The following is a 19,087-nucleotide window of genomic DNA, read 5'->3' as shown; positions in this document are numbered from 1 at the left end:
TACGGGCGGGCCGGTGCCGGCACCCCCGCCGAGGACTCAGCGTACGTACTGAGCGGGCACGGCGAGGCTCTGGCCCGCTGAGACCTCGGCGCTCGGCAGATTGTTGAGCGAGACGAGGTCGGCGATGACGTCGCGAGGGTCGGCGCTGGGATCGATCTCGGCCGCCACCTGCCACAGCGTCTCGCCACCGTCGACGGTCACGTGCTGGAACTCGGCGGAACTCGACGTGTCGGAGGCTACTGCCCCACCCCCGTTGAGGACGACCGCGCCTGCCACGAGGACGAGCGGGACGGCGACCAATGCGGCGACGACCGCGCGGCCTCGTCGGGTGATGCGCAGACGCGTGCGCACGACTGGGGTCGAGTCGACGGGGGACGCAACTGCTGATGCTGACGTGACGCTCATGAGGTGGTCCTTTCACTGCGGGAAGACGAGGGACGCGTTCGTGCCCGGCACTCGGCCGGGAATGCCGAGCACGAAGACGTGTTCCGAACATACATTCGATTCTTTGTGCTTTCAACCCCTGAGGGAGGAAAACCGAGGGGGAATCGACCAGGATCGGGAAGCGAATACGCGACACACTCGAACATGTGTTTTGTCGACACCGCCCGATCGGATACGGTTTCGATCGGTGGTAGGAGTCAAACAGGGACCACCGACATCGACGGCAGGAGATCCATGAGCGACCCGAAGCGCACCCCGCAGGCGGCCCCCGACGCACCCCGTCGGGTAGACACCGGTCTCCTCCCGCGAAAGGAGTTGACGGCCAAACAGTCGTCGATCCTCGCCGCGATCACCGAGAGCATCGGGCACCGGGGGTACCCGCCGAGCATGCGTGAGATCGGCGACGCGGTCGGCCTCAAGTCACTCTCCAGCGTCACGCACCAGCTCAACCAGCTCGAACTGGCCGGCAAGATCCGCCGTGATCCGAACCGACCCCGAGCCCTCGAAGTCCTCGTGGACGCGACGGCCCCGGTCACTCCCCCGGCAACCGTCTTCACCACCAGCGACGACGGTGCCACCGCTCACGTCCCCATGGTCGGGCGGATCGCCGCCGGCATCCCCATCACGGCCGAACAGCAGATCGAGGACGTGATGCCCCTGCCGCGTCAACTCGTCGGCAAGGGCGAACTGTTCATGCTGCGGGTGGTCGGCGACTCGATGATCGATGCCGCCATCTGCGACGGGGACTGGGTCGTCGTGCGACAGCAGCAGGACGCCGAGAACGGCGACATCGTCGCGGCCATGCTCGACGACGAAGCCACCGTCAAGGTGTTCCGCCAGCGAGACGGCCACACCTGGTTGCTCCCGCGCAACAGTGCCTTCGAGCCCATCGTCGGCGACCACGCCCAGATCGTGGGCAAGGTCGTCGCCGTGCTGCGCTCCGTCTGACCTTCGTGTAACGCTCGGGCCCTGCCCTGCCCTCCCCGCCACGACGAAGCGCCGACCACCCCTGGGTGGTCGGCGCTTCGTCGTGTCAGGACGAGCGGGCCGGTGTCAGCGCCCGACGCCGACCGGTGCGACGTAGGGGGCGAGCCCGGCGACGTCGCTCGGGTAGACCCGAGCGTGCACTCGAGTGCCCTGTTCCACGTAGTCCGTGCTGAGGATGCGCCCGGAGTCGTGCAGGTGCGAGACCACGTCACCCCGGTCGTACGGCACCAACAGGTCGAGTTCGATCTCGGGTTCGGGCAACACGGAGGCGATGCGGGCGAGGAGCTCGTCGATGCCCTCACCGGTTCGAGCCGAGACGAAGATCGCCGTCGGTTCGAGCCCGAGCAGGACGAGACGCTGGTCGTCGTCGACGAGATCGCTCTTGTTGAAGACGACGATCTCGGCGATGTCGCGACCGTCGACCTCGGCGATGACGTCGCGGACCGTGGCGAGCTGCGCAGCCGGGTCGGGGTGTGAGCCGTCGACCACGTGCACGATCACGTCGGCCGCCTCGACCTCTTCGAGCGTCGACCGGAACGCCTCGACCAGCTGGTGGGGCAGGTTGCGCACGAATCCGACGGTGTCGGCGTACGTGAAGGGACGACCGTCCGCCGTCAAGCTCTTACGGACCGTCGCGTCGAGCGTCGCGAACAGCGCGTTCTCGACGAGGACGCCTGCGCTGGTCAGACGGTTGAGCAGGCTGGACTTGCCCGCGTTCGTGTAGCCCGCGATGGCGACCGTCGGCACCTCGTTGCGGTCACGGTTGGCCCGCTTGGCGTCGCGGGCCGGCTTCATCTCTTTGATCTGACGCCGGAGCCGGGCCATGCGGGTGTGGATGCGGCGTCGGTCGAGTTCGATCTTGGTCTCACCGGGCCCACGGCTGCCCATTCCGGCACCCGCGCCTCCTACCTGACCACCGGCCTGGCGCGACATCGACTCGCCCCATCCTCGGAGGCGGGGCAGCAGGTATTCGAGCTGGGCGAGTTCGACCTGCGCCTTGCCCTCGCGGCTCTTGGCGTGCTGGCTGAAGATGTCGAGGATCACGGCGGTGCGGTCGATGACCTTGACCTTGACGACGTCTTCGAGGGCGCGTCGCTGGCTCGGGGCCAGTTCGGTGTCGGCGATCACGGTATCGGCGCCGAGGGCCGCGACCGTCCCGCGGAGTTCTTCGGCCTTGCCCTTGCCCAGGTAGGTGCTCGGGTCAGGGTTCGGTCGTCGCTGCAGCAGCCCGTCCAGGACGACGGCCCCTGCCGTCTCGGCCAGGGCCGCCAACTCGCGCAGGGAGTTCTCGGCGTCGGACATCGAGCCCTGCGAGTAGACGCCGATCAGGACGACGTTCTCGAGACGCAGCTGGCGGTACTCGACCTCGGTGACGTCTTGCAGTTCGGTCGAGAGGCCCGCGACACGGCGGAGGGCCTGGCGGTCGTCCCGCTCGGACTGGTCCCCGTCGGAGCCGTCATCGCGCAGCGAACGGGTCTGGATGGCCTGAGCCGGCGAGAAGACGGTGTAGCCGGAGGCACGCTGGGCCGCACGATCGAGGACGCGCGCGACGACGTCGTCGGGCTGGTCGTTCCGCTCGGAGTCGAGCGGTGTCGTGGTGTGGTCTGTCATCGGGGTGATACTAACCCTTTCGGTGGACCGGGAGCAGGGAACGGCACCCCGGCGGATGTTCGGTAAGTTGGCGAGCATGGCCAGCGAGCACTACTTCTCCCCTCAGCCCGGAAGCGCGGCCAAGCCCAGGACCATCGAGGTCGTCCTCGCGGGCCGCGAGCTGACGGTGACCACGGCTGCCGGGGTCTTCAGCCCCGGTCGGGTCGACCCAGGAACCTCGGTGCTGCTGGCGGGCACGCCGACGCCGCCCCGGGCGGGTCATCTGCTGGACGTCGGATGCGGGTGGGGCCCCATCACACTGAGCCTCGCGCTGTCGTCACCCGACGCGACGGTCTGGGCCGTCGACGTGAACGAGAGAGTGCTCGACCTCGTGCGCGAGAATGCGCGGTCAATCGCCCTCGACAACGTCAACGCCGTCACCCCCGACGATGTTCCCGACGACCTGCGCTTCGCGACGATCTGGTCGAATCCGCCGATCCGGGTCGGCAAGAGCGAGCTGCACTCCCTGCTCGAACGATGGCTCCCCCGACTCGATCAGGGCTCGGAGGCCTGGCTGGTCGTCCAGAAGAACCTCGGTGCCGACTCGTTGCAGCGCTGGATGAACGAGACGATGACCGACGTCGTGGACGTGACCCGCGCCTCCACCAGCAAGGGGTACCGCATCTTGCGCGCCGAGCGTCTGACCGACGCCGATTGACAGGATGCCCCACACGAGCCCGACGTCGTACCCGGAGGGCCTCAGAGGTCGAGCGCGCCCGTGAAGACCAGTTCGGCAGGCCCGCTGAGCGAGACGTGTTCGCCGTCGTCGTGGTGGCTGATCGAGACGCCGACGACCCCACCGGGGACGTCGACCAGCCAGGCCTCGGGTGCCGAGGCCCCGGCCCAGTGGCGGGTGGCGAGGGCGGCCGCTGCCGCACCGGTACCGCACGAGAGGGTCTCGCCGCTGCCGCGCTCGTGAACGCGCATGCGGATGCGACCGAGGCCGTCGACCACGAGCGGGTCGGCGGGCACCACGAACTCGACGTTCGCCCCGTCGGCCGGAGCCGGGTCGATGATCGGCACGTACGTCAGGTCGAGACCGTCGAGTTCGTCGTCGCCGGCGAGGGCCACCACCACGTGGGGGTTGCCGACGGAGATCGGCAGGCCCGGACGGGCGGCGTGCAGTTCGCGTGCCCGGACGACCGGGTCGTCATCGCCGAGACGCCAAGGCCCCAGGTCGACTCGGAACCCCGTGCCGTCACGTCGTACTTCTCGTGCGCCGGCTCGGGTACCGACGACGAGGACGTCGTCGTCGCCCAACTGGACCAGACCCCGTTCGACGAGGTACCGCGCGAAGACTCGGATTCCGTTGCCGCACATCTCTGCCGGACTGCCGTCGGCGTTGTGGTAGTCCATGAACCACTCGGCCCGCGGCTCGACCTGCAGCAGGGCCGCCTCGGTGGACAGCGCCGCCGTCCGGACCGCGCGGATCACACCGTCGGCACCCACCCCGAAGCGACGGTCCGCCAGAGCCCTGATCATCGCGGGCGACAGGTCGGTGCTCGCGTCGGGATCGGTGAACAGGACGAAGTCGTTTCCGGTGCCCTGACCCTTGGTGAACTGCAGCGTGGTGGTCACTCGAGAAGTCTAGCCACGGCCCGGTCGATGGCCTGGGCATCGCCCGAGCGGGACCACTCCACGCCGTCGTACCGACGGAACCAGCTGGCCTGACGGCGCGCGTAACGGCGGGTGAGGGACGCCGTGGCGTCGATCGCGTCGGCCTCGGTGAGCTCGCCCCGGATCTGGGCCGCGGCCTGGGCGTATCCGATCGCCCGGCCGGCCGTAATCCCCCGCTCGAGCCCCAGCGGGAGGAGGCCCCGCACCTCGTCGACGAGACCGGACCGCCACATCTGCTCGACGCGACGATCGAGACGTTCGACGAGCACGGGGCGCTCTTCCGCCACGCCGAAGACGGTCGACGGCCGCCACGGCGACGACTTCTCGGGCAACGTGCCCGAGAAGGGGCGTCCGGTCAGGTCTCCGACCTCGAGTGCCCGGACGAGGCGCCTCACATTGTGACGCCCGATCGACGTGGCGGACGCTGGATCGCGCTCCGCCAAGAGATCGTGCAGGGCCCCGGGCCCGCGTTCGTCGGCGATCGCCTCGTACCGCGCCCGGATCACGGGATCGGTACCGGGGAACCGGAAGTCGAACAACACGCTCGAGACGTAGAGCCCCGACCCGCCGACGAGGACCGCCACGGCTCCCCGCGCCGCGATGTCGTCGATCAGCGCCCTGGCCGCGCGTTGGTACCACTCGACGCTCGCCTCGTCGGTGACGTCGAGGACGTCGAGGAGGTGGTGCGGGACACCTCGCCGCTCGGCAGTGGCGAGCTTGGCGGTGCCGACGTCCATGCCGCGGTAGAGCTGCATGGCGTCCGCGTTGACGATTTCGACGGCCTCACCTCGGGTGGCCAGCGCCTCGGCGAGGTCGAGCGAGAACGCCGACTTGCCCGTGCCGGTCGCCCCGACGACAGCGACCAGCACGTCAGCGGAGGTCGTCGGTCGTGCTGTAGATGGGAGTCGTCGCCACCCGCAGCGTGGGCAGACCGAGGCTCACCCTCGAGGGTCGACCCGAGGAGGCGCGGGTCGCGCCGGACTCGGACGGCGCCCCGCACGAGGTGGCCTGCGCGGCGTCCCAGGCGTCACCCGCGCGCGTGCGACGGACTTCGTACACGGGCTCCAGGCCGTCGACCGCATCGGCGAGGAGGTAGAACGGCGCGGCGTCGGTGACCCGCACGCGGACGACATCGCCGGGGCGCGGAACCGGGCGCGCCGTCGGGACCTCGAAGTGGACGAGACGACTGTCTTCCGCACGCCCCGACAGACGGTGGGTGGAGGCGTCCTTCCTGCCCTCGTCGGTGGCCACGAGAACCTCGACCGTCCGGCCGATCTGCCGACGGTTCTCTTCGGCGGAGATGCGGTCCTGCAGGGCCGTGAGCCGCTCGAACCGTTCTTGCACGACGGCCTTCGGGATCTGGTCGGCCATCTCGCCCGCGGGCGTCCCGGGGCGTACCGAGTACTGGAAGGTGAACGCGGACGCGAACCGCGATTGCTCCACCACCCGGAGGGTCTCGGCGAAGTCCTCTTCGGTCTCGCCAGGGAAACCGACGATGATGTCCGTGCTGATGGCGGCCTCTGGCATGGCCGAACGCACACGGTCGATGATGCCGAGGAATCTCTCGCTACGGTAGCTGCGCCGCATGGCTCGCAGCACTCGGTCGGAACCCGACTGCAGGGGCATGTGCAACTGCGGCATGACCGCGGGGGTCTCGGCCATCGCGGCGATGACGTCATCGGTGAAGGACGCCGGGTGGGGGCTCGTGAACCGAATCCGTTCGAGCCCGGAGATCGTTCCGACGGCACGCAGCAACTTGCCGAAGGCGAAGCGGTCACCGAACTCGACACCGTACGAGTTGACGTTCTGCCCCAGCAGCGTCACCTCGACGGCACCGTCGTCGACCAATGCCTGAACCTCGGCCAGGATGTCGCCGGGTCGGCGGTCTTTCTCCTTGCCCCGGAGTGACGGCACGATGCAGAAGGTGCAGGTGTTGTTGCAGCCGACCGAGATGGAGACCCAACCGCTGTGGGTCGAGTCGCGTTTGGTCGGCAGGGTCGAGGGGAACACGTCGAGGGACTCGAGGATCTCGAGCTGGGCCTCGTCGTTGTGGCGTGCTCGTTCGAGCAGTGTGGGCAGGGCACCCATGTTGTGCGTGCCGAAGACCACGTCGACCCAGGGAGCCTTGTCGAGGATGACGGCCTTGTCTTTCTGGGCCAGGCACCCGCCGACGGCGATCTGCATACCTTCGTGCTTCTTCTTCCGACCCGCGAGCGTGCCCAGCGTCCCGTACAACTTCTTGTCGGCGTTCTCTCGGACCGCACAGGTGTTGATGACGACGATGTCTGCCTCGGCCCCGTCGGCGGGGACGTAACCGGCCGCCTCGAGCGAACCACTGAGACGCTCCGAGTCGTGGACGTTCATCTGACACCCGAAGGTGCGCACTTCGTAGGTACGGGCCCGGTCATCGACGGGCGAGAGGTCAGGAGGGGTGGCGACCGTCGTCATGGTGATTCAGTGTAGATCGACACCACCCATGAGACGGTCACTCGAAGCGCACACCGCCTCGGCCGCTGCCCCCACGGGGTAGGGCCTTCTCGATCGCACGGCGCACGACCTCGGAACGGTACCCCCGACGCATCAGGTACCCGTTGAGACGGCGCTCGGCGGTCTCGCGGTCGAGGCCGCGCAACGAGCCGGCCCGCTTGCGTGCCCACTCGTCGGCCCGTTCTTGCTCTTCGTCGTCGTCGGTGTCGGACAGGGCCTCGTCGATGACCGACGGGTCGATGCCCCGGGCCCGTAGTTCGGACGTCACGGCACCCCGGCCGAGACCTTTGCGCTCTTGCTTCGATCGGATCAGCATGGCGGCCAGTTCGGTGTCGTCGAGCAGACCGACCCTCTCGAGTCGCGCGATCTCGTCGGCCACGACCGACGCGTCGAGGTCGCGTGAGAGCAGGAGCTTCTCCATCTCGTGAGAGGACACGCCTCGACGCGAGAGGGCATGCAGACTGACGTTCTCGGCGCGCCGCTGCTGCGCCTCGAGGTCTTCGGGCCCGTCGTCCGGCTCATCGCCCAGACCGGACGCCTTGGGTCGGCCAGCGGCCCCGGCCCGTGAAGCCCGAACGGAAGGATGGCCGGCCTCGGAAGCCGAGACTGCTGATCGCTCGCCCCAATGGGCACTGATGGCCGTCAGTACGGCCTCGGCACCCTGAGCCAAACCATCAGGCGATGACGACCTGCCCGTCGCCTCGGCGTCCCGTGAATCACGTTCGCCGCCGAACAGGCGCGTGACGGGCGCGAGTCGCCCGGTGTCGGCGTCCTCATCGGACGGACCCGACACCGGGGCGTCGTCGTCGTGCGAGGTCATGCGCCCTTTCGAGCGGCGATCTTCGCCTCGATCGACTCCACGGGCGCTTCGACGGGCTTCACGCCACCGACTCCGAGCTTGGCGAGGATCTTCTGCTCGATCTCTTGCGCGATGGCGGCGTTCTTGATGAGGAAGTTGCGCGAGTTCTCTTTTCCCTGGCCGAGCTGGTCGCCGTCGTAGGTGTACCAGGCACCGGACTTGCGCACGATGCCGTGCTCGACACCGAAGTCGATCAAGCTGCCCTCGCGCGAGATGCCCACGCCGTAGAGGATGTCGAACTCGGCCTGCTTGAAGGGCGGCGCCATCTTGTTCTTGACGACCTTGACGCGGGTGCGGTTGCCGACCGCATCGGTACCGTCTTTCAGCGTCTCGATGCGCCGGATGTCGAGGCGGACGGACGCGTAGAACTTGAGCGCCTTGCCACCGGCCGTGGTCTCGGGGCTGCCGAAGAAGACCCCGATCTTCTCGCGTAGCTGGTTGATGAAGATCATGGTCGTGCCGGTCTGGCTGAGTCCACCGGTCAACTTGCGCAGGGCCTGGGACATGAGTCGAGCCTGCAGGCCGACGTGCGAGTCACCCATCTCGCCCTCGATCTCGGCACGCGGCACGAGGGCGGCGACAGAGTCGATGACGACGAGGTCGATCGACCCCGAACGGACGAGCATGTCGGCGATCTCGAGCGCCTGCTCGCCGGTGTCGGGCTGTGACACGAGCAGGGCGTCGATGTCGACGCCGAGCTTCTTGGCGTACTCGGGGTCGAGAGCGTGCTCGGCGTCGATGAAGGCGGCGATTCCGCCGTTGCGCTGGGCGTTGGCGATGGCGTGCAAGGTCAGGGTCGTCTTACCCGAGGACTCCGGACCGTAGATCTCGACGATGCGGCCGCGGGGGATGCCACCGATGCCGAGAGCGACGTCGAGGGCGATCGAGCCGGTCGGGATCACCGCCACAGGAGCACGTTCGTCGCTGCCGAGGCGCATGACGGCGCCCTTGCCGAACTGTCGGTCGATCTGGGCGAGAGCCGTCTCGAGGGCCTTCTCGCGGTTTTCGGCTGAGGGCATGTCGTTCTCCTTCGTGGTGGTCGTCCGTGCGCCTATAGGCTGTCGCGTCGACGCCGACCGGTGGTGCAGGGTCGTCGTCGCTACGACAAGGCTGGTGTCGCCGGCATGTGCCGGTGACGCGGGACGTCGATGCGAGAAACGCTACGGGCCACCTCCGACATCGCGGTGGCGGTGGCGGCCCGACGTGCAGAACTCGATCGTCTACGTCCTTGTGGAGGACGCTACCATCCGTCCGAACACGTGTTCGACCCATCGGTCTCGGCGTGTCGAACACACACGCGAGCGAGCGACGCCTCAGCTCGTCGGTTCGGGCAGCCCGACACCGTGACGACGGGAGACCGGGACGCCCTCGGCCTCGCAGAGCGCCAGCCACACGTCGCGAGGCGACTCGCCCTGGGCGATGGCTTGGTCGGCGGTCCGGTCACCGAGCGACTGGATGACCAGGTCTCGGATGAGCACCCGGCCGTAAGCTTCTCCGAACTCGTCCTCGACGGCTCGGGCGAACTCGCTCTTTCGCATCAGACGAGGGTACCTCGAACGAGGAACGCCCCCGGCGTGAGCCGGGGGCGTTCGGAGCGATGCGGGCCGCTCAGCGGACCGCGAGGTCGGAGTCGAACTCGGCGACGAGGTCGTCCGGCAGGGTGTCGGGGATGGGGTTGAGCCCCTCGATGACGGCCATGCGGTCGCCGACCTCTCGCATGATGACCGAGATGGGGGTCTCGAGGGCATCGGCGACGGAGGCCAGGATCTCGGAGCTCGCCTCTTTCTGGCCCCGTTCGACCTCGCTGAGGTAGCCGAGGGCGACGCTCGCCTTGCTCGCGACCTGGCGGAGCGTACGACCCTTCTGCAGGCGGAAGTCACGAAGGACGTCGCCGATTTCTTGACGTACCAGGACCATGGGGGACCCTCCTTCGGGGACGACCCATCTGACGGGATGGTTTCAGATGGGGGACGACGAGTGGTGCTCGGACCGACTGACCACGACTGTAGCCATCGGGGACTGTGCACCTGTTGTGAACTCGAGAGTTGTAACGAGACCGAAACCCGGGCTATTCCCGTGCCTCGGCGAGCCACCGGTCGAGCATCGCCAGGGATTCGGAGACCGTGCCGGATCGGATGGCTTGCCGGTCACCGGAGAGAGCGAGCTCGACGACACGGACCTCGCCGGGGACCGCCAGACCGACGAAGACGGTGCCGGGACCGTGCCCGCCCTGCGGGTCGGGGCCGGCGACGCCGGTGGTGGCGAGACCGATGTCGACGGGGTGCCCGTCGACTGCGAGCCGGTCGCGGACCCCGGTAGCCATGGACGCCGCCACGTCGGGATGCACCGGTCCATGGCGCGCGAGCAGATTCGCGTCGACCCCGAGCAGGGTGTGCTTGAGCTCGGTCTGGTAGGCGACCACCCCGCCCCGGACGACGGCCGAGGCACCCGGCACGGACACGAGCTCGGAGACCAGGGCACCCCCGGTGAGGGACTCCGCCACGGCGATCGTCAGACGTCGGCGCGTCAGCTGGGCCACGACGTCCGCCGCCAGCGTCACGCGTCGGCCTTGCCGTGCCTGAGCGCCACGCGCATGTAGTCCGCGCCGGAGAGGAGGGTGGCGACCGTGGCCGCTGTCATGAGCACGCCGTTGACCCAGTGCATGCCCTCGCCGAAGACGTTCCAGAGAGGGAAGAGTGCCGACGTCACCGCGACGGCCTGCAGCACGGTCTTGATCTTGCCGCCGCGGGACGCCGGGATCACGCGGTCGCGCAGGACGGCGAACCGGTAGACGGTGATGCCGATCTCACGGACGAGGATCAAAGCGGTGACCCACCACGGCAGCTCGCCGAGGATGGTCAGCGACACGAGTGCCCCGCCGATCAACACCTTGTCGGCGATCGGGTCGACGATCTTGCCGAAGTCGGTGACGAGGTCGAGACCACGCGCGAGCATGCCGTCCAGGCTGTCAGTGAGGATCGCCACGACGAAGAGTGCCGCGGCCCAGACGCGGAGCGAGCCGTCCGCCCCGTCGTCGATCAGCAGCCAGGCGATGAACACCGGCGCCATCAGGATGCGCACCACCGTGATCACGTTCGCGATGTTCGCCGTGCTGGCGGGACCCGGACCCTTCGACGCGAAGCGACCGCGGAACGAGGAGGCCGGGCGTGGGGCGACGGGGTCGGAGGCCTCGTGATGGCTCATGGTCTAGTCCCTGCCCGTCAGGTGCCAGGCGTCTTCGCTGCCGGCGTCGTCGTCTTCCGCGTAGCCGCGGGTCATGGCCTCGACAGGATCGTCGTCGTAGTCCCCCGACTCGACCCGCTGGGCGGAGGCAGCACCCGAGGAGGCACGACCAGCGGCGGACTCGGTCGCTGCGTCGCCTCCGCGCAGCTTGGCCAGCACGCCCGGTAGCTGCTCGGTGGTGACGAGCACGTCGCGAGCCTTGGATCCCTCGGAGGGGCCGACGATGTCTCGGGACTCCATGAGGTCCATGAGGCGGCCCGCTTTGGCGAAGCCCACCCGGAGCTTGCGCTGCAGCATCGACGTCGAGCCGAACTGCGTGCTGACGACCAGCTCGGCGGCGGCGAGCAGCAACTCGAGATCGTCACCGATGTCGCCGTCGATCTCTCGCTTCTCGACCACTGCGGCGACGTCGGGGCGGTAGTCGGGACGTGCCTGACGCGTGACGTGGGCGACGACCTGGGCGATCTCGTTCTCTTGAACCCAGGCCCCCTGCACGCGCATGGCCTTGGAGGCCCCCATGGGCAGGAAGAGCCCGTCGCCCTGACCGATGAGCTTGTCGGCCCCGGGCTGGTCGAGGATGACCCGGGAGTCGGTGACGCTCGAGACGGCGAAGGCGAAGCGCGAGGGCACGTTGGCCTTGATGAGCCCCGTGACGACATCGACCGACGGCCGTTGTGTCGCGAGGACGAGGTGGATTCCGGAGGCCCGGGCGAGCTGGGTGATGCGGACGATGCTGTCCTCGACGTCGCGAGGCGCCACCATCATGAGGTCGGCCAGCTCGTCGACCACCACGAGCAGGTAGGGGTAGGGCTTGAGCTTTCGCTGGCTGCCCTGCGGGAGCACGATCTCTCCGCCGACGACGGCGCGGTTGAAGTCGTCGATGTGGCGGAAGCCGAAGCTGGCGAGGTCGTCGTACCTCATGTCCATCTCTTTGACGACCCACTGCAGGGCTTCGGCGGCCTTCTTGGGATTGGTGATGATGGGTGTGATGAGATGCGGGACGCCGGCGTAGATCGAGAGTTCGACGCGCTTGGGATCGATGAGCACCATGCGCACGTCGGTGGGCTTGGCCCGCATCAACAACGAGGTGATCATCGAGTTGATGAAGCTCGACTTACCCGAACCGGTCGCGCCGGCCACGAGGAGGTGAGGCATCTTGGCCAGGTTGGCCACGACGTAACCACCTTCGACGTCTTTGCCGACGCCGATCGTGAGCGGGTGGACGCTCTTGCTCGCCGCCGAGGATCGCAGCACGTCGCCCAGCGCGACGATCTCTTTGTCGGTGTTGGGGATCTCGACGCCGATCGCACTCTTGCCGGGGATCGGCGACAGGATGCGGACCTCGTTGGAGGCCACCGCGTAGGCCAGGTTCTTGGTCAGGGCGGTGACCCGCTCGACCTTGACGCCGGGGCCGAGCTCGATCTCGTAGCGCGTGACGGTCGGACCGCGCTTGAGGCCGGTCACCTTGGCGTCGACGTTGAACTGATCGAGGACCAGGCTGATCGCGGCCACGATCGCGTCGTTTGCCTCGCTGCGCGCCTTGGCGGGTTCTCCCACCGACAGGCTCGAGACAGCGGGAAGACGGTACGGAGCACTCTCGACGCCGTCGTCGACCGCGTCGAGCGAGGGCGGTGCGGGTTCGTCGGGGTCGACCGCGAGGAAGTCGGCGGCCGCGTCGCTCTCGCCCACGGGTTCTGCCGGCACGGCCGGGATGACCGTGGTCGACGCGGTCGGCTGGACGGGCGGGACCTCGAATCCCTGAGCCCGCACGGCGTCCTCGGCCCGATCGAGCTCGCCGAGGAGGTCGGCTGAGAAGATGTCGGTCGGAGCGGTCTGTGGCACACCGCTCCCGGTGGCACCGAACCCGGCGGACCCGGCCTCGGCGGCACCGGTGTCCGAGTCGTGGACGCCTGCCTCGAACACGGGCTTCTTGCGGCGCCGGCGACCGAGCGTCTCGGTCGGTGAGGTCTCGCCCGCGCTCACCAACGGGGTGTCGTACGCCGGGTCGTCTTCGCGCTGGTCTTTGTTGCGACGCCACCAGGGCAACGAGTCGGACTCGGCGACGTCCACCAGGTCAGGATCGGCCTCGGCCCCGGCCGAGGCCGAGGTCGTCTCACCGAACAGGTACGCGTAGAGCTCGCCGAGCCGTCGGTGGATGCGGTTCGGCGGGGTCTTGGTGATGATGAGCAGCGAGAAGGCCAACAGGACGACGACCAGTGGGACCGCGACCCACTCGGTGGCGAGGGCGAGCAGCCAGGAGGCGACGACCCACCCCAGCACGCCGCCACCCGTGGCGAGGGCTCGGAGCCCGGCCGCGGCGTCGGGTTGTCCGCCGAAGATGTGGCACAGGGCACTGATGGAGACGATGGAGAGCCCGAGTCCGATGCCGATGCGGGTGTTGTCGTGAACGGACGCCGGGTGCCGGAAGAGCCAGCCCGCGAAGAGGATCATTATGACGGGCAGGGCGTAGGCGACACGCCCCACGAGCCCGCCGAACGTGTATGCGTCGAACCCGACGGCGACGGGGCTGGTCGGGTTCAGCCATTCGACCACGGCACCGGCGATCGCGAGCAGCACGAGCAGGAACGGCACGCCGTCCCGTCGCTCGTCCTTGGCGAGCGACTCTTTGCCGAGCAGGCGGAATGCGCCACCGGTGAGGTGCGCGAGGCCCATCCATGCCGCGACGAACGGACCGGGGCCCTCGCGGACCGGGTCGGGCTGGCGGGGTGCGGGCAGCTTCTTGGTCGCCTTCGTGGCGCCGGAGGTCTGCGACGCTCGCGACGACGAACGCGCGCGCGCAGTCGACTTGGTGGGCGTGGCCATGGGCTCCAAGGTACCTCTCAGCACCGACAGTGGCCGGAGGCCGTCCGGTGTGTGTCAGTAGCGGATGGCGTCGATCACCTTCACACGAATCGCCACGAGCGCCGGCAGGAGACCGGCCACGGCCCCGATCATCGTGGCCGACGCCAGACCGATCAGTGCCGCTTCGACGGGGAACGGTGGAAGGTCGCTGACGGCACCCTGGGCGATGTAGCCCTGCACCGTCGGATTCTCGACGACGAGGACGGCCACCATGACACCGACGACCCCCGCCACGACCGTGCCGACGACGCTCTCGAGCATGACGGAGAAGAAGACCCGAGGGGCCGTGGCCCCGAACGATCGACGCACGCCGATCTCGCGGATGCGTTGACGGACGGTGACGAGGGCGATGTTGACCAAGCCGAGACCGCCGAGAAGCAACACCAACACGCCGACTCCGGTGATGATCAGCTTGATGGGGCCGAACGGGTCGGCATCGCCGCCTGCCGCGTAGTCCTGCCGTGAGACATCGACCTGCACGTCGTCACCGAGAGAGGCGCTCATGTCGGATGCCACCTGGGCACTCAAGGCGTCGCTGGTCTCGGGTGGAAGCCACATCTCGTACTGCGGGGTCTCGACGCCGTACGTCGCCAAGGCGAGGTCGTACTCGGGTATCGGCAGCAGGTACATCTGCGGGCCGTCGTACTCGGACGAGGCCGAGACGCCCGTGACGACGAGCGTCACGGAGTCGGACCCGCGCACGAGCACGGTCGGATGCGACGACAACGGTGGCGAGCCGAGCTGCCGCCAGAGCACCTCGTTGACGATGACGGGCGGTGCGAGCCGCAACGCGTCGGCATCGCTGAACCACGACCCCTCGGTCATCACCACCCGGTGCATCTCGCCATAGGGGACGTCGACCGTGACGGCTGCGACCTCGGTCACGCCGTCGGGCAGCTGGACGGCACGGTTGCCGTAGACCACCCGACTCGTCTGCTCGATGCCGTAACGCGCCGTCGTCGTGGTGAAGGCGTCCTGGATCGCCTGGGCGCTCGGTGAGGTGGCACCGTTCGAGTACGCGCTGACGGAGTAGTTCGCGGGACGCCCGCCGAACCGTTCGGCGTTCTCGCGAGACGACTGCTCGGCGAGCCCGCCGAGGGCGACCACGCCGGTCAGGGCCGCGACGGCGACGGCCACCCCGATCAGGCTGAGCAACACCCGGAGCTTGTTGACCCGCAGTTCGGCCCAGGCCTCGGCGAAGGCACCCACCACGTCGGCCAGCGCGCGCCTCACGCGTCGACCTCGCCCACGAGGGAGGACGTCGACGAAGCGGGTGGCGACGTCGGCGTCGGTGTTCCGAGAGCGCCGTCGACCGCCGCCGAGAGGACACCGGCGTCGAGCTCGTAGTGCCTCGAGGCTCGGGCCGCGACCGCGAGATCGTGGGTGATCGTGACCAGGGCGGCCTCGTTCTCGGTGGCGATCCCGTCGAGCAGGGTCATCACCCCGGCGCCGGTCTCGACGTCGAGCGCGCCGGTGGGTTCGTCGGCGAGGATGACGCGCGGCCGACGGACCAGCGAGCGCGCGATGGCCACGCGCTGCTGCTCGCCGCCGGACAGGCGGTGAGGCATCGAATCGGCCCGGTGGCCGAGGCCGACGCGCTCGAGGATCTCGCCCGCGATGGATCGGCGGCGCCAGAACTCGGTGCCCGAGGAGTACAGGAGGGGGGTCATGACGTTCTCGAGGGCCGTGCGTCCCTGCAACAGGTTGAACTGCTGGAAGATGAACCCGACCTGGGCACCTCTCAGTCGATCACGTCGACCTCGCCGGATCGAGCGCACGTCGACGTCGTCGAACCAATGCGTCCCCGTCGTGGGCTCGTCGATGAGGCCGAGGATGTTGAGTAGCGTGGACTTGCCCGATCCCGAGCGCCCGACGATGCTGACGTGCTCGCCGGCACCCACCTCGAGGTCTACGCCCGTGAGGATGTCCAGGGTCTGGTCGTCGGCGAGGGGCACCGTCTTGGTGACCGCCTCGAGCCTGATCAGGGCCATCAGCTGCAGAGGTCCGCACCCGTGGCGGGGTCGACGCAGTCGCCCTGCGGCGCCGCGGCGGCCCCCGGGACGAACTCGAGCACCAGGTCGCCCTCGGCCAGACCGTCCGTGACCTCGACGGTCGTGCCGTCGTTGATGCCGAGCGTGACCTCGCGTTTCTCGGCGGAACCGTCGGCCCCGACGACCGAGACGACACCCTTGCCCGCGGCGCCCTCGACGGCGGTGAGGGGCACGGTGAGCACGTCGGTGGCTACTCCTGCCGGGATCGTCAGCTTGGCGGCGAGACCGCCGAACACGGTGACGTCGCCCGGGACGACGCAGGAGACGCTCTGACCCGAGGAGTCCCCCGCCGGGGTGGAGGTGGCGTCCGCGCCGCCGTCCGTTCCGGTGGGCGCGGCGGGGCTGCCCCCGACGCTGAGCGCCGTGCACGGGAAGGGTGCCGGCCCTCCGGTGATCGAGACGGAACCCTCGGTCGGCCGACTGACGAGCCGATACAGCTGGGCCGCGGCGAGGGAGCCCGTCACGTGGAACGTGGGAGGCGCGACCTGCGCGACCGCGTCGCCCACGACGACCGTCTGGTCTTTGATGACGGCCACCGATGTGACAGTCCCTGCGACGGGTGCCGTGATGACTGCCGTCTTGACGATCGGCTTGCGTTCTGTCACCGTGCCGTCGGCGGCCACGAGCGGCTCTTGCGGTGTCTCGGACCGGAGGGTGGCGAGCCGGTCCCCCGCAGCGACCGCCTGCCCTTTGACGACGTCTACGCCGGTGACCGTGCCCGCGAGCGTCGCGGGTACGGGTGTCGCGGGGTCGGCCACAACCGTGGCGTCGACGACCACGTCGTTGGTGATCGTGCCGACGGCGACGGCGACCTGCGGTTCGACGAGTTCGCCGGTCGGGACGGCGACCGTGTCATCGCCGGCCGCAGGTACCGCGAAGAACGCGAGCTTTACGAGTGCCGCCGCGATGGCGACGAAGATCAGGATGCGGAGGATCGGGAAGACCCAGACTTTGGCGATGCGCACGGCTACCCCCGGTCGATGTACTGACGTGTCAGACATCAGCGTAGTGAGACCCCGGACACCGCCGCCTCACCCCTGAGGATGACCGGGAGCCGTATTTCTTCTCGCCGCGCTCCGCGGAGCCGCCCATCCGGACGGACACGACGACGGCCCGCGGAGTCTCCCCCGCGGGCCGTCGTCGTGAGCCTGCGTGTCTCAGGCGCTGATGACCACCGGCACGATCATCGGACGACGACGGTGCTGCGTGTTGACCCAGCGGCCGACCGTGCGACGTACGACCTGGCTGAAGGCGTGCGTGTCGCGCGTGCCGTTCTCGGCGGCCTCGGTGAGGGCGGCGATGATCTTCGGTTTGACGGCGTCGAAGACCCTCTCGTCCTCGGCGAATCCGCGCGACTGGATCTCGGGCCCGACGACGACACGGCCCGTGGACGCGTCCATGGCGATGAAGACCGAGATGAAGCCTTCTTCGCTGAGGATGCGACGGTCCTTCAGGTCGGCGTCGGTGATCTCGCCGACGGTCGAGCCGTCGACGTAGACGTAGCCGATGTCGAGCTGCCCGACGACCTTCGCGACGCCGTCGCGCAGATCGACGACGATGCCGTCCTCACCCAGGATGGTGTTCTTCTGCGGCACGCCGGTCCGAACGGCCAGCGCCGCGTTCGCATAGAGGTGACGGTGCTCGCCGTGGACGGGCATGACGTTCTTCGGCCGGAGGATGTTGTAGCAGTAGAGCAACTCGCCGGCCGAGGCGTGGCCCGAGACGTGCACCTTGGCATTGCCCTTGTGGACGACCTTGGCCCCGAGCTTCGTGAGACCGTCGATGACTCGGTAGACCGCGTTCTCGTTGCCGGGGATCAAGCTCGACGCGAGGATGATCGTGTCGTCGGCGCCGATCTCGATCTGGTGTTCGAGGTTCGCCATGCGGGCGAGGACGGCCATCGGCTCGCCCTGTGATCCCGTGCTCATGTACACGATGCGGTCGTCGGGCAGGTCTTTGGCCTTCTTGGCGTCGATCAGGACCCCGTCCGGCACCTTGAGGTAGCCCAGGTCGGCCGCGATACCCATGTTGCGGACCATCGAGCGCCCCATGAACGCGACGCGACGCCCGTTGGCGTGCGCGGCGTCGAGCACCTGCTGGACGCGGTGCACGTGGCTGGAGAAGCTCGCGACGACCACGCGGCGGGGAGCCCGGCGGATGACGTCGTCGAGCACGGGCCCGATGTCACGTTCGAGTGCCGTGAACCCGGGCACGTCGGCGTTCGTCGAGTCGGGCAGGAACAGGTCGACGCCCTCTTCACCGAGGCGAGCGAACGCACGCAGGTCGGTGATGCGGTCGTCGAGCGGCAACTGGTCCATCTTGAAGTCGCCGGTGTGCAGAACGGTGCCCGCCGAGGTGCGGATGGCGACCGCGAGGGCGTCCGGGATCGAGTGGTTCACCGCGATGAACTCGAGGTCGTACGGCCCGAGGGACTCACGCCCGCCCTCTTTCACGGCGAGCGTGTAGGGGGTGATCCGGTGCTCTTTGAGCTTCGCCTCGATGAGCGCGAGCGTCAGCTGCGAACCGATCAGCGGGATGTCCTTGCGCAGACGCAGCAGGTAGGGCACGGCGCCGATGTGGTCTTCGTGACCGTGCGTGAGCACGACGGCCAGGATGTCGTCGAGGCGATCGCGGATCGGTGAGAAGTCGGGCAGGATCAGGTCGACTCCGGGCTGGTGCTCTTCGGGGAAGAGCACGCCGCAGTCGACGATCAGCAGCTTGCCGTCGATCTCGTAGACCGTCATGTTGCGGCCGATCTCGCCGAGTCCGCCGACGGGGATCACGCGGAGCGTGCCGGGGGCGAGATCTCGGGGAGCGTGGATTGTCGTGGGCATCTGGTCCTTCGGTTGAGGTGGGGCTCGTGCCCCGGTGTGCGGGAGGTCTGTGG

The 19,087-nt window shown here is 68.7% G+C and carries 18 protein-coding genes; 2 read left to right on the top strand and 16 right to left on the bottom strand.

The annotated features are described in order from the left end of the window. Positions 1 to 36: 36 nt before the first annotated feature. A complete protein-coding gene (locus HRF36_RS13500; protein ID WP_173210709.1) occupies positions 37 to 405 on the bottom strand; it encodes a hypothetical protein in 369 nt (122 codons plus the stop codon). A gap of 273 nt (positions 406 to 678) precedes the next feature. Between HRF36_RS13500 and lexA the strand changes: the two genes are divergently transcribed. Continuing rightward, positions 679 to 1,392: a transcriptional repressor LexA gene (lexA, locus tag HRF36_RS13495; protein WP_173210707.1), complete on the top strand. Its 714-nt coding sequence runs from the start codon at positions 679 to 681 to the stop codon at positions 1,390 to 1,392. Positions 1,393 to 1,497: 105 nt separating this feature from the next. On the opposite strand, the gene hflX is transcribed toward lexA, so the two are convergent. After that, positions 1,498 to 3,042, bottom strand: a complete 1,545-nt coding sequence (hflX, locus tag HRF36_RS13490; protein WP_173210705.1) for a GTPase HflX — start codon at positions 3,040 to 3,042, stop codon at positions 1,498 to 1,500. 76 nt (positions 3,043 to 3,118) lie between these two features. Here hflX and HRF36_RS13485 point away from each other — a divergent pair, with 76 nt between their 5' ends. Further along, positions 3,119 to 3,739 carry a class I SAM-dependent methyltransferase gene (locus tag HRF36_RS13485; RefSeq protein WP_173210703.1) on the top strand — a complete coding sequence of 207 codons (621 nt, stop codon included), beginning with the start codon at positions 3,119 to 3,121 and terminating at the stop codon, positions 3,737 to 3,739. Between the two features lie 41 nt (positions 3,740 to 3,780). Here the strand turns inward: HRF36_RS13485 and dapF are convergent, their stop codons facing one another. The 14 genes from dapF to HRF36_RS13415 all read right to left on the bottom strand — a co-directional run bounded on the left by dapF (position 3,781) and on the right by HRF36_RS13415 (position 19,034). Further along, positions 3,781 to 4,659, bottom strand: a complete 879-nt coding sequence (gene dapF, locus HRF36_RS13480) for a diaminopimelate epimerase (RefSeq protein WP_173210701.1) — start codon at positions 4,657 to 4,659, stop codon at positions 3,781 to 3,783. Beyond that, entirely contained in the window at positions 4,656 to 5,567 is a 912-nt protein-coding gene (gene miaA, locus HRF36_RS13475) for a tRNA (adenosine(37)-N6)-dimethylallyltransferase MiaA (RefSeq protein ID WP_173210699.1), read from the bottom strand. The genes dapF and miaA overlap by 4 nt, the downstream gene beginning before the upstream one ends. A 1-nt stretch (position 5,568) precedes the next feature. Then, positions 5,569 to 7,146 (bottom strand): tRNA (N6-isopentenyl adenosine(37)-C2)-methylthiotransferase MiaB, encoded by a 1,578-nt coding sequence (gene miaB / locus HRF36_RS13470; protein WP_173210697.1) that lies wholly within the window; start codon positions 7,144 to 7,146, stop codon positions 5,569 to 5,571. 37 nt (positions 7,147 to 7,183) lie between these two features. Continuing rightward, a complete protein-coding gene (locus HRF36_RS13465; RefSeq protein ID WP_173210695.1) occupies positions 7,184 to 7,621 on the bottom strand; it encodes a regulatory protein RecX in 438 nt (145 codons plus the stop codon). Positions 7,622 to 8,001: 380 nt separating this feature from the next. Further along, the gene (recA, locus tag HRF36_RS13460) at positions 8,002 to 9,063 is read right to left on the bottom strand and encodes a recombinase RecA (protein WP_173210693.1); all 1,062 of its coding nucleotides are present in this window, start codon (positions 9,061 to 9,063) and stop codon (positions 8,002 to 8,004) included. A gap of 294 nt (positions 9,064 to 9,357) precedes the next feature. Next, positions 9,358 to 9,582 (bottom strand): DUF3046 domain-containing protein, encoded by a 225-nt coding sequence (locus HRF36_RS13455; protein ID WP_173210691.1) that lies wholly within the window; start codon positions 9,580 to 9,582, stop codon positions 9,358 to 9,360. Positions 9,583 to 9,652: 70 nt separating this feature from the next. After that, entirely contained in the window at positions 9,653 to 9,961 is a 309-nt protein-coding gene (locus tag HRF36_RS13450; protein ID WP_043596680.1) for a helix-turn-helix domain-containing protein, read from the bottom strand. A gap of 151 nt (positions 9,962 to 10,112) precedes the next feature. After that, a complete protein-coding gene (locus HRF36_RS13445; RefSeq protein ID WP_173210689.1) occupies positions 10,113 to 10,604 on the bottom strand; it encodes a nicotinamide-nucleotide amidohydrolase family protein in 492 nt (163 codons plus the stop codon). Then, positions 10,601 to 11,248 (bottom strand): CDP-diacylglycerol--glycerol-3-phosphate 3-phosphatidyltransferase, encoded by a 648-nt coding sequence (pgsA, locus tag HRF36_RS13440; RefSeq protein WP_173210687.1) that lies wholly within the window; start codon positions 11,246 to 11,248, stop codon positions 10,601 to 10,603. The genes HRF36_RS13445 and pgsA overlap by 4 nt, the downstream gene beginning before the upstream one ends. A 3-nt stretch (positions 11,249 to 11,251) precedes the next feature. Next, the gene (locus HRF36_RS13435) at positions 11,252 to 14,110 is read right to left on the bottom strand and encodes a DNA translocase FtsK (RefSeq protein ID WP_173210685.1); all 2,859 of its coding nucleotides are present in this window, start codon (positions 14,108 to 14,110) and stop codon (positions 11,252 to 11,254) included. A gap of 54 nt (positions 14,111 to 14,164) precedes the next feature. Further along, positions 14,165 to 15,382 carry an ABC transporter permease gene (locus HRF36_RS13430; protein ID WP_173210683.1) on the bottom strand — a complete coding sequence of 406 codons (1,218 nt, stop codon included), beginning with the start codon at positions 15,380 to 15,382 and terminating at the stop codon, positions 14,165 to 14,167. Further along, on the bottom strand, positions 15,379 to 16,140 hold the full coding sequence (locus HRF36_RS13425; protein ID WP_173210681.1) for an ABC transporter ATP-binding protein: 762 nt from the start codon (positions 16,138 to 16,140) through the stop codon (positions 15,379 to 15,381). The genes HRF36_RS13430 and HRF36_RS13425 overlap by 4 nt, the downstream gene beginning before the upstream one ends. Further along, a complete protein-coding gene (locus tag HRF36_RS13420) occupies positions 16,140 to 17,165 on the bottom strand; it encodes an HlyD family efflux transporter periplasmic adaptor subunit (protein WP_371740183.1) in 1,026 nt (341 codons plus the stop codon). The genes HRF36_RS13425 and HRF36_RS13420 overlap by 1 nt, the downstream gene beginning before the upstream one ends. Before the next feature lie 192 nt (positions 17,166 to 17,357). Next, positions 17,358 to 19,034 carry a ribonuclease J gene (locus tag HRF36_RS13415; RefSeq protein ID WP_173210677.1) on the bottom strand — a complete coding sequence of 559 codons (1,677 nt, stop codon included), beginning with the start codon at positions 19,032 to 19,034 and terminating at the stop codon, positions 17,358 to 17,360. Positions 19,035 to 19,087: the final 53 nt, after the last annotated feature.

It is taken from the genome of Frigoribacterium sp. VKM Ac-2836 (genome assembly GCF_013248995.1).
GTDB lineage: Bacteria > Actinomycetota > Actinomycetes > Actinomycetales > Microbacteriaceae > Frigoribacterium.
The sequence above is the reverse complement of the archived record's forward strand: the minus strand, read 5'-3'. Positions and strand labels throughout refer to the sequence as shown.

Excerpts from the sequence above, each read along its gene's own strand:
- HRF36_RS13500 (WP_173210709.1), bottom strand. The coding sequence starts at position 405 with ATGAGCGTCACGTCAGCATCAGCAGTTGCGTCCCCCGTCGACTCGACC.
- lexA (WP_173210707.1), top strand. The coding sequence starts at position 679 with ATGAGCGACCCGAAGCGCACCCCGCAGGCGGCCCCCGACGCACCCCGT.
- hflX (WP_173210705.1), bottom strand. The coding sequence starts at position 3,042 with ATGACAGACCACACCACGACACCGCTCGACTCCGAGCGGAACGACCAG.
- HRF36_RS13485 (WP_173210703.1), top strand. The coding sequence starts at position 3,119 with ATGGCCAGCGAGCACTACTTCTCCCCTCAGCCCGGAAGCGCGGCCAAG.
- miaB (WP_173210697.1), bottom strand. The coding sequence starts at position 7,146 with ATGACGACGGTCGCCACCCCTCCTGACCTCTCGCCCGTCGATGACCGG.
- recA (WP_173210693.1), bottom strand. The coding sequence starts at position 9,063 with ATGCCCTCAGCCGAAAACCGCGAGAAGGCCCTCGAGACGGCTCTCGCC.
- HRF36_RS13455 (WP_173210691.1), bottom strand. The coding sequence starts at position 9,582 with ATGCGAAAGAGCGAGTTCGCCCGAGCCGTCGAGGACGAGTTCGGAGAA.
- HRF36_RS13450 (WP_043596680.1), bottom strand. The coding sequence starts at position 9,961 with ATGGTCCTGGTACGTCAAGAAATCGGCGACGTCCTTCGTGACTTCCGC.
- pgsA (WP_173210687.1), bottom strand. The coding sequence starts at position 11,248 with ATGAGCCATCACGAGGCCTCCGACCCCGTCGCCCCACGCCCGGCCTCC.
- HRF36_RS13435 (WP_173210685.1), bottom strand. The coding sequence starts at position 14,110 with ATGGCCACGCCCACCAAGTCGACTGCGCGCGCGCGTTCGTCGTCGCGA.
- HRF36_RS13425 (WP_173210681.1), bottom strand. The coding sequence starts at position 16,140 with ATGGCCCTGATCAGGCTCGAGGCGGTCACCAAGACGGTGCCCCTCGCC.
- HRF36_RS13415 (WP_173210677.1), bottom strand. The coding sequence starts at position 19,034 with ATGCCCACGACAATCCACGCTCCCCGAGATCTCGCCCCCGGCACGCTC.